15 protein-coding genes are annotated in these 13,117 nt (G+C 75.0%); 4 read left to right on the forward strand and 11 right to left on the reverse strand.

Features of this window, described 5'->3' with window-relative positions; translation table 11 throughout:
- Positions 1 to 258 precede the first annotated feature (258 nt).
- Positions 259 to 1,341 carry an SAM-dependent methyltransferase gene (locus ACTWM8_RS28990; protein ID WP_446214709.1) on the forward strand — a complete coding sequence of 361 codons (1,083 nt, stop codon included), beginning with the start codon at positions 259 to 261 and terminating at the stop codon, positions 1,339 to 1,341.
- Positions 1,338 to 2,507: an NADH-quinone oxidoreductase subunit D gene (locus tag ACTWM8_RS28995; protein ID WP_346537825.1), complete on the forward strand. Its 1,170-nt coding sequence runs from the start codon at positions 1,338 to 1,340 to the stop codon at positions 2,505 to 2,507. The genes ACTWM8_RS28990 and ACTWM8_RS28995 overlap by 4 nt, the downstream gene beginning before the upstream one ends.
- A gap of 21 nt (positions 2,508 to 2,528) precedes the next feature.
- Here ACTWM8_RS28995 and ACTWM8_RS29000 read toward each other — a convergent pair whose 3' ends face one another.
- The 4 genes from ACTWM8_RS29000 to ACTWM8_RS29015 form a co-directional block, all read right to left on the reverse strand.
- Positions 2,529 to 3,980, reverse strand: coding sequence for a hypothetical protein (locus tag ACTWM8_RS29000; protein ID WP_446211704.1), 1,452 nt, complete (start codon positions 3,978 to 3,980; stop codon positions 2,529 to 2,531).
- 119 nt (positions 3,981 to 4,099) lie between these two features.
- Positions 4,100 to 5,104, reverse strand: a complete 1,005-nt coding sequence (locus ACTWM8_RS29005) for a glycine betaine ABC transporter substrate-binding protein (protein WP_446211705.1) — start codon at positions 5,102 to 5,104, stop codon at positions 4,100 to 4,102.
- 157 nt (positions 5,105 to 5,261) lie between these two features.
- Positions 5,262 to 5,993 (reverse strand): ABC transporter permease, encoded by a 732-nt coding sequence (locus ACTWM8_RS29010; protein WP_446211706.1) that lies wholly within the window; start codon positions 5,991 to 5,993, stop codon positions 5,262 to 5,264.
- Complete coding sequence (locus tag ACTWM8_RS29015; protein ID WP_446211707.1) at positions 5,990 to 6,676, reverse strand: ABC transporter permease; 687 nt, start codon at positions 6,674 to 6,676, stop codon at positions 5,990 to 5,992. The genes ACTWM8_RS29010 and ACTWM8_RS29015 overlap by 4 nt, the downstream gene beginning before the upstream one ends.
- 2 nt (positions 6,677 to 6,678) lie before the next feature.
- Between ACTWM8_RS29015 and ACTWM8_RS29020 the strand changes: the two genes are divergently transcribed.
- Complete coding sequence (locus ACTWM8_RS29020; RefSeq protein WP_446211708.1) at positions 6,679 to 7,677, forward strand: ABC transporter ATP-binding protein; 999 nt, start codon at positions 6,679 to 6,681, stop codon at positions 7,675 to 7,677.
- Positions 7,678 to 7,764: 87 nt separating this feature from the next.
- Here ACTWM8_RS29020 and ACTWM8_RS29025 read toward each other — a convergent pair whose 3' ends face one another.
- The 7 genes from ACTWM8_RS29025 to folP form a co-directional block, all read right to left on the reverse strand.
- A complete protein-coding gene (locus ACTWM8_RS29025; RefSeq protein WP_446211709.1) occupies positions 7,765 to 8,265 on the reverse strand; it encodes a hypothetical protein in 501 nt (166 codons plus the stop codon).
- A gap of 62 nt (positions 8,266 to 8,327) precedes the next feature.
- On the reverse strand, positions 8,328 to 8,633 hold the full coding sequence (locus tag ACTWM8_RS29030) for a hypothetical protein (protein ID WP_179802167.1): 306 nt from the start codon (positions 8,631 to 8,633) through the stop codon (positions 8,328 to 8,330).
- Positions 8,634 to 8,688: 55 nt separating this feature from the next.
- A complete protein-coding gene (locus tag ACTWM8_RS29035) occupies positions 8,689 to 9,909 on the reverse strand; it encodes an ABC transporter permease (RefSeq protein WP_446214710.1) in 1,221 nt (406 codons plus the stop codon).
- 102 nt (positions 9,910 to 10,011) lie between these two features.
- Entirely contained in the window at positions 10,012 to 10,548 is a 537-nt protein-coding gene (locus ACTWM8_RS29040) for a DUF3180 domain-containing protein (RefSeq protein WP_446211710.1), read from the reverse strand.
- A gap of 19 nt (positions 10,549 to 10,567) precedes the next feature.
- Positions 10,568 to 11,095 (reverse strand): 2-amino-4-hydroxy-6-hydroxymethyldihydropteridine diphosphokinase, encoded by a 528-nt coding sequence (folK, locus tag ACTWM8_RS29045; RefSeq protein ID WP_446211711.1) that lies wholly within the window; start codon positions 11,093 to 11,095, stop codon positions 10,568 to 10,570.
- Positions 11,092 to 11,451 (reverse strand): dihydroneopterin aldolase, encoded by a 360-nt coding sequence (gene folB, locus ACTWM8_RS29050; protein ID WP_088959940.1) that lies wholly within the window; start codon positions 11,449 to 11,451, stop codon positions 11,092 to 11,094. Before folB ends, folK begins: the two co-directional genes overlap by 4 nt.
- Before the next feature lie 52 nt (positions 11,452 to 11,503).
- Positions 11,504 to 12,457, reverse strand: a complete 954-nt coding sequence (gene folP, locus ACTWM8_RS29055) for a dihydropteroate synthase (RefSeq protein ID WP_446211712.1) — start codon at positions 12,455 to 12,457, stop codon at positions 11,504 to 11,506.
- Between the two features lie 333 nt (positions 12,458 to 12,790).
- Here folP and ACTWM8_RS29060 point away from each other — a divergent pair, with 333 nt between their 5' ends.
- Positions 12,791 to 13,105 (forward strand): hypothetical protein, encoded by a 315-nt coding sequence (locus ACTWM8_RS29060; protein WP_446211713.1) that lies wholly within the window; start codon positions 12,791 to 12,793, stop codon positions 13,103 to 13,105.
- Positions 13,106 to 13,117 lie beyond the last annotated feature (12 nt).

Below are 13,117 nucleotides of genomic sequence, written 5' to 3' on the forward strand. Positions count from 1 at the left end.
GCAACGATCCAGTCCTCGAAGGGGGTACCGGTCGACCGCAAGTATGCGCTGGGGTTACGGAGCCCTAACAAGAGTGTGTGAAAACCTTCACCGGCCGGTGGGCGGGCGGTTTCCGGGCGGCGCGGACCACGCGCCGCGGTTACAGTGCCGCCCGCCGGCCCCGGCCTCCCGGACGTCCGATCCGTCCCGGCGGGGATGAACAGTCGTCTCATCCCGGCTGACCGTAGGGTCGGCACGGTGACGCACCCTGAACGCGGGATGAACTCGATGCGCTGGCGGGACGCCATGGACGCCGCCCTCTACGGCCCGGCCGGCTTCTTCGTCGCCGGCGCCGGACCCGCCGCCCACTTCCGCACCAGCGCGCACGCCCCCGGTGTCCTCGCCACCGCCCTGTCCCGCCTGGTCGACCAGGTGGACGCCGCCCTGGGCCGGCCCGACCGGCTGGACGTGGTCGACGTGGGCGCCGGCCGAGGCGAGCTGCTGCGCGCCCTCGCCCGGGCCGTGGGAGCCGACGGGCATCCCACCGGGCGGCCGGCTTCCCCGGAAGCCCCGACCGCCACGGCCGCCGCCGCGCCGTCACCCGCCGCGCCGGTGCCGCTCGCCCACCGGGTACGGCTCACCGCCGTCGAGCGGGCGCCCCGCCCCGACGACCTGCCCGCCGGCATCGACTGGCGGGACGAGATCCCGGACGGCGTCACCGGCCTGCTGGTCGCCACCGAATGGCTGGACAACGTCCCGCTCGACGTCGCGGTGCACGACGGGGACGGCTGGCGGTACCTGCTCGTCGACCCGGCGAGCGGGGCGGAGTCGGTGGGCGATCCGGTCGACGCCGCCGACCTCGACTGGCTGCACCGCTGGTGGCCCGCCCCGGTGGCCGCCGGGCGGGCCGAGATCGGCCGGACCAGGGACGACGCCTGGGCCGACGCGGTCGGCAAGCTCGACCGGGGACTCGCGCTGGCCGTCGACTACGGACACCTGCGGCAGGAGCGGCCGGTGGACGGGACGCTGACCGGGTACCGCGCCGGCCGGCAGGTGCCACCCGTACCCGACGGCTCCCGCGACGTCGCCGCGCACGTCGCCGTGGACTCGGTCGCCACCGCCGGCGCGCGGGTCGCCGGGTGCGCGTACACGCTGGTGTCGCAGCGGGAGGCGCTGCGGGCGCTCGGGGCCGACGGCGGCCGACCACCGCTGACCCTGGCCGGTCGCGACCCGGCCGGCTACCTGCGGGCGCTGGCCGCCGCCTCGGCGGTGGCCGAGCTGACCGACCCGGCCGGCCTCGGCGGGCACTGGTGGCTGCGGCAACCGGTCGGCGTCGACCCCGCCGCGTTCATGGCACGATGACCCACATGACCACGGACGCCGGCGACCTCCGCGAGCTGACCGTCGGCACCGGCGCGGGCGGGGAGCAACTGGGCACCGACATGGTGCTCAACATCGGTCCGCAGCACCCGTCCACGCACGGAGTGCTCCGGCTCAAGCTGGTGCTCGACGGCGAACGGGTCGTCGCGGCCGAGCCGATCGTCGGCTACATGCACCGGGGCGCGGAGAAGCTCTTCGAGGTCCGCGACTACCGGCAGATCATCGTGCTGGCCAACCGGCACGACTGGCTGTCCGCGTTCTCCAACGAGCTGGGCGTGGTGCTCGCCGTCGAGCGGCTGATGGGCATGGAGGTGCCGGAGCGGGCCACCTGGCTGCGGATGGCCCTCGCCGAGCTGAACCGGGTGCTCAACCACCTGATGTTCCTCGGCTCGTACCCGCTGGAGATCGGCGCGATCACCCCGGTCTTCTACGCGTTCCGCGAGCGGGAGACCCTCCAGGCGGTGATGGAGGAGGTCTCCGGCGGCCGGATCCACTACATGTTCAACCGGGTCGGCGGCCTCAAGGAGGAGGTGCCCGCCGGCTGGACCGGCCGGGCCCGCGCCGCGATCGGCGAGGTCCGCCGCCGGATGCCCGACCTGGACCGGCTCATCCGGCGCAACGAGATCTTCCTGGCCCGTACCGTCGGGGTGGGGGTGCTCTCCGCCGCCGACGCCGCCGCGTTCGGGGCGTCCGGGCCGGTCGCCCGCGCCTCCGGCCTCGACCTGGACCTGCGCCGCGACGAGCCCTACCTGGCCTACGACCAGCTCGACGTGCCGGTGGTCACCCGCACCGCCGGGGACTGCCACGCCCGCTTCGAGGTGCTGCTCGACCAGGTATACGCCTCGCTCGACCTCGCCGAGCAGTGCCTGGACCGGGTCGACCGGCTGACCGGGCCGGTGAACACCCGACTGCCCAAGGTGGTCAAGGCGCCCGAGGGGCACACCTACGCCTGGACCGAGAACCCGCTCGGCATCAACGGCTACTACCTGGTCTCCCGGGGCGAGAAGACCCCGTGGCGGCTCAAGCTGCGCACCGCGTCGTACGCGAACGTGCAGGCGCTGGCCAGCCTGCTCCCCGGCACCCTGGTGCCGGACCTGATCGCCATCCTCGGCTCGATGTTCTTCGTGGTCGGCGACATCGACAAGTGACCGGCGGCTGACCGGAGCGGGTCAGCGCCAGCGGCCACCCGCGCGCGGGGAGTCGTCCTGCGGCGGTTGGCCGTACCGCTGCTCGCCGCCCCACTGCTGCTGGCGGGCGCGCGGCTCCGGCTCGGCGGCCCGCCAGGAGTCCACCGGCTCCCGCTGCGCGGGCGCTCGCCACTGGTCGGCCGACCGCTCGCCCCACGACTGCTCGGCATGCTGCTGGCCGCGCGCCTCCCCCCGCCACTCCTGCGGCACCGGCACCCCGCCGGCCGGCAGCGCGGGATGCTCCTCCGGCTCGCCCCAACCGCCGCCCCACTGCTCGGCGGGCCGGCGGGGCTCGTCGTGGCGTACCGACGCCCACCGGTCCTGCATGCGGAACTCGGCGCCGTCGGCGTGCAGCTCCGCCCGGCGCTCACCGACCCGCACCTCGCGGCCCCGCCCGTCGTCGCGTACCTCGGCCCAGCGGTCGCCGGCCCGCATCCCGGACCAGTTCTCCTCCGCCGGGTACGACCCGCCCGCCCAGGACTGGTCGGCGCGGTCGTCGGCGGCACCCGACCAGGACCGCTCCTCGGGCTGCCCGGCCGACCAGGACCGCTCCTCCCGCTGGCCGCTCGACCGTTCGTCGCGCTGGCCCGCCCAGCCCCGCTCCGGCTCAGCCCGCTCCGACCAGGAGTTCTCCGGCTCCGCGCCGCTCCAGGACGACTCCTCCGGCGCGGGCGACCAGCGGCCGGCGTAGCCGGCGTAGGCGTTGCCGACCGCCGGGTCCGCGCCGTCCACCACGGTGTGCCGGGTGGTCACGTGCACCGTCTCGGTGTGCCGCACCACGGGACGGCCGCCCGCCTCGGGGGCGGGGGCGGCGCCGCGCGGTTCGCGGGGAGCGCCGTACACCCCGGCCTGGCCGGCGGCGGGACGCTCCGCGCCGTAGCGGCGCCCGGCCGGCTCCTCGTCGTCCCGCTCGGTGGCGCGCCCCCAGGTGGACGGGGTCTCCTCCGGCGCGGCGGCCCACCGCCGCCCGCCCGACGCCTGTTCCTGCGGGGCGGACACCCGGGCCCGGCCGGCGCCGGCCGGTTCCTCGGCCACCGCCCCGGAGATCCCGGCGGCCGCGGCGATGCCGGCCGCCGCCGCGTCCAGCCGGCGGCGCAGTGCGGAGACCTGGTCCTCCACCCGCTGGGACTGGTCGAGCGCCTGGTTGCCGCGCTGGGCGGCGGCCACGATCTCGGCCCGCAGCTCCCGGCGAAGCTGCTCCAGCTCGTCGAGGAACTCCTCGCCGCGCGGCTGGCCGCCGTCGGCGCGCAGCGCGATCGACAGACCGATCAGGACCACGGCCATGATGGCCAGTACGGCGGCGAACCGGAGCGGACCGTTGCCGTCGGCGATCAGCAGGATCAGCGCCGCGACGGGCGCGATCGCCACACCGATCCAGAACAGGACGGTCAGCAGCTGCGGGTGATGCTTCTCGGGCACGACCGGGGCGGGCATGGCTGTGGAGCCTACCGAGAGATGCCCTGGGTGGGAACGGTCCCGAGGACCGAATCGCGACGTCAGGGGGTGCGGGCCGGGCGCGGCCGGCGGAGTGCCGCCGCGCCCGGAACGCGTGGTCAGCCGGTGGCGAGCGCGCCGTCGGAGGAGAAGACCAGACCGACGCTGGCGGTGCCGGTCTTCAGCGCGTTCTTGGTCTGCGGGCCACCGGCGTCGAGCGAGCTGAACGAGCCGGCCTTGAAGTCGTAGACCTCCACCAGACCGGCCTGGCACTTCGGCCGCTGCGGGCACTCCGGCGGACCGGCCAGCACCGTCGCCGAGCCGGAGCACTTGGCCGCCAGGTCGGAGATCGTCTGCACGCCGTACTTGTCGGCGAACGCCTTCGTCACGGCGAAGGCGTTCTGGTCCTGCGCGGCGGCGGGTGCGCCGAAGGTGATGCCCACCTTGTCGCCGGCGGCCTTCAGCGCGGTGACGGTCTTGTCCAGCTCAGGCGAGGAGACCGGGGTGGCGTTCTTCCCGTTGGCCTTGGTGTTGAGGAACTCCGCCATGGTCGCCGCGTACTCCGGGACGACCTGGATCTCGCCCTTCTCCAGGGCCGGCTCGTAGAGCTCGCGGTTGCCGATCTGCTGCACCTTGACCTGGTAGCCGGCCGCGGTGAGGACGATGTTGTAGAGCTCGGCCAGGGTCTGGCTCTCGCTGAAGTTGCCGGCACCGACCACGATCTGCCCGCCGGGGCCCTTGGCGATGCCGGCGGTGAGGTTGTTCGCCGAGGCGAACCCCTCGGCGGCGGCCTTCGGGGTCTTGCGGTCGACGTCGACGGCCTTGTTGAGCGCGATCAGCTTCGGCGTGTCCAGCGCGGTGGAGACCTTGTCGAGCGCGGCGACCAGCTGCGGGTTGGCCGCGTCGACGTTGATCGCCGGGATGATGTTGTCGGTGTTCTGGAGCTTCTTGTCGTCGTTCAGGACGACCAGCTGGTCGCCGGCGACCGGGGCGCACCCGGCCCCGCTCGCGCCCTGCTTGGGTGCGTCCGTGCCGGAGGACCCTTCGTCCCCGCAGCCGGTGAGCAGACCTGCCACGGTGAGCGCGCCCACCGCGCCGACCGCCAGCCGTGTCCGTACGCGCATGATCGCGCCCGCCTTCCGTGTCCCGGCGCGACCCCGGGTGGGCCGGCCGCGTGTCCGACGGGCGATCCGATCGGCCGCCCGCGACTCCAGCCAATATCCTCCGGCTCCGACCGACAAACTCCGGGCGAGGTTCGTCACCGGATCGTCACCGGATCGCTCAGTTCCCGGCGACGGCGGCCGCCGCCCGCCGGTTCGCCCGGCCCCGGGCCCGCCGCAGCGGGCGCGGGGTGACCGCCCGCTCGACCAGCGCCAACACCCCCTCGACCAGCAGCGCCAGCCCGGCCACCAGCACGCCCCCGGCGATGATCTGGCCGCCGCCGGCCGCGATGTCCAGCCCGAAGCCCGCCCGGATGATCTGGCCGAGCCCGCCGCCGTTGACGAACGAGGCGAGCGCGGCGGTCGCCACCACCTGCACCGCCGCGGTCCGGAATCCGGCCGCCAGGTACGGCACCGCCAGCGGCAACTCCACCCGGCGCAGCACCTGCCCGCCGGACAGCCCCATCCCCCGCGCCGCGTCCCGGGCCTCCGGATCGGCCTGCCGCACCCCCGTGTACGCGTTGGCCAGCAGCGGCGGCACCGCGAAGACGGCCAGCGCCACCACCACCGCCGGCCGGCCGAACCCGAGGAAGGTCAGCGGCAGGATGGTCAGCAGCGCCAGGGTGGGAATCGCCAGCGTGACGTTGGAGATCAGCAGGACCGGCCCGCCACCGCGACCGCTGTGCCCGAGCCAGAGCCCGATCGGCCAGGCCACCAGGCAGCCGAGCAGCACCGCGGCGGCGGACATGCTCAGGTGCTCCCCGAGCCGGTCCAGGATGCCGCCCGGGTTCGTCCAGTTCAGCGGGTCGTTGAGCCAGACCACCGCCTGCTCGACCGGATTCGTGGCGGTCATCCGGCCCGCCCGCGCAGCCACGGCGTGAGCAGCCGGCCCACCACGGCGAGGATCAGGTCCAGCACCAGGGCGAGCAGGACGCAGAGCAGCGTCCCGGTCATGATCTGGGCCTTGTAGAAGTTGTTCTGGAAGCCGGCGAAGATGAGCTGCCCGAGGCCGCCGCGACCGACCACCACCCCGACGGTGACCAGGGCGACCGTCGAGACGGTGGCGAGGCGCACCCCGGTGAGGATGCCGGGCAGGGCCAGCGGCAGGTCGATCCGGAACAGCCGCGCCCAGCGGCCGTACCCCATGCCCTCGGCCGCGTCGCGGACCTCGGGGGGCACCTGGTTCAGCCCGGCCACCGCGTTGCGCACGATCACCAGCAGCGCGTACAGCACCACCACGGTCAGTACGGTGATCGCCCCGATGCCCAGGTAGGGCGCGATGAAGGCGAACAGCGCCAGCGACGGGACGGTGTACAGCACGCCGGTGAGTGCGAGAATCGGCCCGGCGAGGGCGCGGAACCAGTACGCCGCCACCGCCAACGGCAGGGCCACCAGGGCGGCGATCAGCACCGCCCGGGCGGTCAGCGAGGCGTGCTCGCGCAGCGCGGCGAGGATGGTGTCAGAGTTGTCCCGCACGTACTGCCAGGAGAACCACGGGTTACCGGGGTCGGCCCGGTAGCTCAGGTGGAGGGACACACGTGGACGTTACCCCGGGACCCACCGGCGCGGCCGGGCACAGCGCGGCCTCGATCACCCTGGACGGCATCCGGAAGCGCTACCCGGACGGCACCGAGGCGGTGCGCGAGCTGAGCCTGGAGGTCAAGGCCGGCGAGCTGGTGGTCCTGATCGGCCCCTCGGGCTGCGGGAAGTCCACCGTGCTGCGGATGGTCAACCGGCTGATCGAGCCGACCGGCGGCCGGATCCTGCTCGGCGACGAGGACATCACCCGGGTCGACCCGGTGAAGCTGCGCCGCCGGATCGGCTACGTGATCCAGAACGTCGGGCTCTTCCCGCACCAGACGGTGCACACCAACGTGGGCACGGTGCCCCGGCTGCTCGGCTGGCCGAAGGAGCGGATCCGCCGCCGCGCCGACGAGCTGCTGGAGCTGGTCGGGCTCGACCCGGCGCAGTTCGGCCGCCGCTACCCGCACGAGCTCTCCGGTGGGCAGCGGCAGCGGGTCGGGGTGGCCCGGGCGCTCGCCGCCGACCCGGTGGTGCTGCTGATGGACGAGCCGTTCTCGGCGGTCGACCCGATCGTCCGGACCCGGTTGCAGGAGGAGTTCCTCCGGCTCCAGGCCGAGGTCCGCAAGACCATCGTGCTGGTCACCCACGACCTGGACGAGGCGGTCCGGCTCGGCGACCGGATCGCGGTGCTCTCCCAGGGGGGCCGGCTGGAGCAGTACGACACCCCGGCCGCCCTGCTCGGCGCCCCCGCCTCGCCGTTCGTCCGCGAGTTCGTCGGCGCGGACCGGGGCATCCGCCGGCTCGCCGTCACCCCGGTCACCCGGGACACGCTGGCCCCGCTCCCCGGCGCGACCGCCGACCTGCCGGCGGTGCCGCTGGGCGGTTCCGCGTACGACGCGCTGGCGGCGATGCTCACCACGGGCTCCGAGGCGGTCGTGGTCACCGCCGACGGCGAACCGGTCGGCGCGCTCACCCGGGCCCGGGTGCTCGAACTCGGCCAGACCGGAGCCTGACCTCGCCGGCCGATGACGCCGCGGCCGACGACCCGGCCGTTCCGGCGGCAGCCGGGCCGTTCCGGCGGCCAGGTCGGGTCCGGAAGGTCAGGCCCGGCCGCCGAGGCTGGCGGCGCCGATGATCCAGCCGGCGAAGAAGCCGTAGGTGGCGCCCGTGCCGGTGGTCTGGAAGTCGGCGAGCAGCGGCCCGTCCGAGGTCAGCAGCGCCGCCAGCAGGGTCGCCGTCGCGGCGGCCAGGACGTACGCGGCCCAGCCGGAGAAGAACTGGCTCACCGAGCCCTGCACCCGGGCCACCTGCGAGGTGGGCAGCAGGTAGAGGAAGGTCGCGGCGAACACCAGCAGCAGGATGGCCCGCAGGTCGGTGGCGAGCACCCCGTGCTCGCCACCGGCGGCCTCCAGCCGCCAGGCGGGCCAGGCGAGCAGCCGCAGGAACCAGCCGCCGGCGGAGTTGGGGTCGGTGTGCGCCTCGGCCCAGTCGACGTACCACGGGCTGCCGCAGACCCCGACCAGGATGAGCGCGGCCAGGGTGCCGGTGCCGGCGGCGGTGCCGTACCCGCTGACGGTCCGGGGACGGTTGGTGAGGGCCATGCGGCGGGAAGTTCCCGACCCACCCCGGCGGGCAAACCTCAGCCAGCCGGCGGTACGACCGGTCAGTGCTTCACCAGGTAGTCGATGAACGCCGCACGCAGCAGCGGCGCCGACTCCTCGTACCCGTGGCCGGTCAGCTCCCGCCACAGCGCCGAGGCCTCGTCGATGGTCGGGCCGATCGAGTTCGGCGCCCCGTCCAGCGCGGCGGCCTCGTCGGCGTTCGGCAGGTGCCGCAGCACCGACCAGAAGAAGCCCACGTCGCGGCGCTCCCGGGCCAGCGCGAAGGCCCGCTCCCGCAGCTCCTCGGTGGAGAGCGCGTCGAGCTCATCGAAGGTGCGGCCGGTACCGGCGGAAGGAGTCTCGCTCATGCCCGCGAGCCTAACCGGCGAGATCACCTACGGCCCGTCGGACGCGGGCACGGCCTCACCGGTCGTCGTCGTCCCAGCGGCGCGCCCCGGTCTCCCAGCGGGGGGCCTCCCACGGGTCCGGCGGGGTGGCGGTCGACTGGGACGGGAGCGCGGGCGGCCAGTTGTCGACGGTGCTCGGCCGGGGCAGCGACCAGCCGGTGCTGATCATGCCGTCGCCGGCGGGCGTCGTCTCGGCCGGCTCGCCGAGCGTCCCGCGCGGGCGCCCGCACGCCTCGACCAGCCGGGTCACCACCACCCCGACGCCCAGCGCCACGCCGCCCACCGTCCACCGGGAGACCGTCCAGCCGTGCGCGGTCGCCCAGGCCAGGAAGACCACCACCGCGCCCACCGCGAGCAGGGTGCCGAAGATCCCGCCGCGCCGGCCGTACGCGCTGGTGCCGCCGAGCATCGCCACGCCGACCGCCAGCACCGTCCAGTCCAGCCCCGACGCCGGTACGACCGGGCCGGCGTCGTTGGCGGCCAGCAGCACCCCGGCCAGCATGGCGAGCACGGTGGAACCGACCAGCGCCGCGGCGGTGACCAGGGCCGCCAGCACGCCCCGGCGGCGGGCCGGGTCGACCACCGGCCGGAACCGGCCGACCACCCGCCGGACCGCCCGGGTCGCGCCGAAGATCCCGCCCAGCACGGCGACGGCCGCGAACCCGGCGAAGAGGTAGAAGGCCGTGCGGCGCGGGTCGTAGTCGCCCTGCACTCCGACCGCGCCGGAGCGCCGCTCGATGTAGACGATCACGCCCGCGGCGGCGGCGAGGCTGGCCGCCCAGCCGGGCACGTGCAGCACCACCACGGCCAGGGCCAGGGCGAGGCCACCGACGGCGGCGGCCACCAGGGCCGGGGTGAGCGCGGCCGTGACACCGCGATCGCCCTGCTCGGCGAAGTGCAGCGCGGCGGCGACGGCGACCGGCCCGACCGCCAGGTTCACCGCCGCGGTACGCAGGCTCACCCCGGCGGCGAGGGCCAGCAGGCCGAGCGCGACCACGTCGACCAGGAGGGTGCGCAGCCCGTCGCCGCGCAGCGCGTCGGCGTCCTCGCGGCGGAGCAGCAGCACCACACCGACCAGCCCGACCAGGAGGAGCGTCTCCCACACCAGGTGCACGCCGACCCGGTCCCGGCCCGGCTCACCGTGCGCGGGATCGTCGAAGACGTTCTCCAGCACGGCGGCGGGCACCCCCGGCGTGGGCTCCGCGGATCCGGCCCGGCCTGGTTCGTCGTACGCCATGCCGCGCGCCTCCCACGTGGCCAACCGTCCTCGTCGACGGTCGTCTGCTCTCCGGTCGCCAGGGACGGTACCTGCGCACGCGGCCGCGCGTAACCCCCCTGATCAGCGGCGCGGCGGGCGGCCCTCCCGCTCGCCGGGCTCCCGGTCCTCGTCGTCCTCCTGCTCGGGGACCCGGCAGGCGCGTTCGAGCCAGAGCGCGGCGGCGGTCAGGGCGAGCGAGGCGAGCAGGCCGGCGCCGGCCGCCGGCCGGTCGTCCATGGCGGCGTTGGTGTCCTCGATGAAGAGCCACGCGGTCAGCCCCGCATAGAAGCCCGTGAAGATCGCCCCGGCCAGGGCGGACGCCTTGGCCAGCACCACGAACCGGGCGACCAGCAGCGGGTTGACCGGCTCGCGGCCCGGCCGGCGCTCGATCCGGCTGCGGGTGTTGGCCGCCGCGTACGCCTCCAGCACCGCGAGCGCGGCCAGCGTGACCACCGGCAGCCAGGGCAGGTCCGGCGCGACGTCGTAGTAGAAGGTGCTGATCAGCAACCAGGCCACCGCCGCGGCGCCGAGGGCGGCGACGACCAGGGTGGCGATCCGGGTGGGGCCCATCCGGAAGCGGTCGGGCTCGCTTCCGCGCGGGGGCTGCGCCTGGGTCATGCCGGCCGGCTCCACTCGGTCATGGGGTCGACTCTAACGCCAGATCGGGCCGGGGGCTCAGTTCCAGCGCGTCGCCGGCCAACGGCTCGGCGTTGAGCAGGTCGGTCAGCCAGCCGTGTCCGGGCAGCCGCCCATGCGGCTCGATGTCGATCCACGGCCGCAGCACGAACGCGCGCAGGTGGGCGCGGGGGTGCGGCAGGGTGAGTTCGGGGTCGTCGCTGAGCACCGGCTCGCCGGCCGCGTCCCAGACGGCGATGACGTCCACGTCCAGGGTGCGCGGTCCGAACCGGCGCTCGGGGTCGCGGGCCCGGCCGGCCGCCCGCTCGGCGGCCCGGGCCCGCTCCAGCCAGTCGCGCGGGGCCGCCGCCGGGTCCGCGACCATCACCGCCGCGTTGAGGTACGCCGGCTGGTCGGCGTCCCCCCACGGTGGAGTCTCGTAGACCCCGGAGACCACCAGGACCGCGTCGCCGAGCGCGGCGACCGCGGCACGCAGGTGGCCGAGGCGGTCGCCGAGGTTGCTGCCGAGGGAGAGCACGGCCCGGGTCATCGGGTACGCCGCATCGTCACGGCGACGTCGGAGAAGGTGTGCGGGATCGGCGCCTCGGGCTTGTGCACGGTGACCGTGGCGGCGGCGACCAGCGGCTCGGCCAGGCAGACCGCGAGCAGCCGGTCGGCGAGCGTCTCGATCAGCGCGACCGGTTCGCCGGTGATGACGGCGACCAGCTTCTCGGCCAGCTCGCCGTAGTGCACCGTGTCGGTCACCTCGTCGGAGCGGGCCGCCGGGGCGAGGTCGAGTTCGAGCACCGCGTCGACGACGAACTCCTGCCCCTGGGCGCGTTCGAAGTCGTAGACGCCGTGCCGACCGCGCGCCCGCAGGCCGGTCAGCTCGATCCGGTCGGTCATCGCTCTCCCTCGTCCCGGCCGACGTACGCGGCGGTCCCCAGCCCGGACGCGGTCACCGCGCCGGCTCGCTCTCCTGCCGGCCGGCAGGCCCGGCCGCCCCCACCGCGGGCACGCCGGCACCGCCCGGTTCCGCGCCGTCCTGGCCGGCGCGGCGCGCGGCCGGCTCGGCGACCAGGCGGGGGCGGCCGGTGGCCTGCCAGACGGCGAGCGCGTCGGCGGTGCCGCGCACGTCGTGCACGCGTACCCCCCAGGCGCCGGCGGCGACGGCCAGCAGGCTGGTGGCCGCGGTGGCCGCCTCCCGGTCGGCGGTGGGGCGCGGCTCGCCGTCGGCGTCGGCCAGCAGCCGGCCGAGGTACGACTTGCGGCTCGCCCCGAACAGCAGCGGGAAGCCGAGCGCGACCAGCTCCGGCAGGCGGGCGCTGAGCTCCCAGTTGTGCTCGGCGGTCTTGGCGAAGCCGAGGCCGGGGTCGACGATGATCCGGTCGGCGGCCACCCCGGCGGCCAACGCCTCGTCGACCCGTCGGCCCAGCTCGGCGCGCACGTCGGCGACCACGTCGGTGTAGGTGGCCAGCTCGCGCATCCCCCGCGAGTGCCCGCGCCAGTGCATCAGCACCCAGGGACAGCCGGCGTCGCGCACCACCCGGGCCATGTCCGGGTCGGCGAGCCCGCCGGAGACGTCATTGACGACGGTCGCTCCGGCGGTCAGGGCGGCCTCGGCCACCGAGGCCCGGCTGGTGTCGATGCTCACCGCCACGCCGGCCGCGGCCAGCTCCCGGATCACCGGCAGGACCCGGGCCGCCTCGGTCGCGGGTTCGACCCGGTCGGCGCCCGGTCGGGTGGACTCGCCGCCGACATCGATCAGCGCGGCGCCCTCCGCCCGCAGCCGTACCCCGTGTGCGACCGCGGCGTCGAGGTCGGCGTAGCGGCCACCGTCGGAGAAGGAGTCGGGCGTGACGTTGAGGACGCCCATCACCACCGGGGCCTGCGCCCGTACCAGATCGGTCACGACTAGACGGTACCGGTCGTCCACGCCCGCTCCGGCAGCCCCCTGACATGCGCATTGGAACAGGTGTACGATCGGTCGTCCGGGGCGAATCGGGCCGACTCTTCGCGGGTTGTCGCAAAGGAGGGCGGGCCGTACGCTGTGGAATTGCCCAGCATCGAGATGGCGAAGCCTGGAGGGAGGGCCGAAGCGGGAAGAATCCCCCCAAAGCTCACCACTCTTCGTGGTGGGTAACGAACGTAGCGTCGCCGACGCTGCGCTGAGTGAGCACATTTCCCGCCAGGCTTGCCTACTGCACCACCGCGGCACCGCCGGCCGCGACATGGGGAGGTTCCAGTGATCGCCTTCGAGCTCATGCAGACGGCGACGTCCGGCGTCGCGCAGGCCCTGCACACCCTGGCGACGACACCGCTCGCCGAAGCGGCTCCGAAGGGCATCGACACCAACGGCGTCGTCACCTTCTTCGCCAGCAAGATCGCGCCCATCCTGCTCGCCGTGCTCGGTGTCATCTTCATCGGCCGGGCCAGCCGGGGTGAGATCTCCAAGGTGCTCACCAGTTCGGCCATCGCGATCGTCGGCCTGGCCTTCATCGCCGGGGCGGCCACACTCTTCTTCGTCGGTGACTACCTGATCGACCTGATCTTCGAATAGGCCCGGGCGAGA

The organism is Micromonospora sp. IBSANI012, from assembly GCF_052814045.1.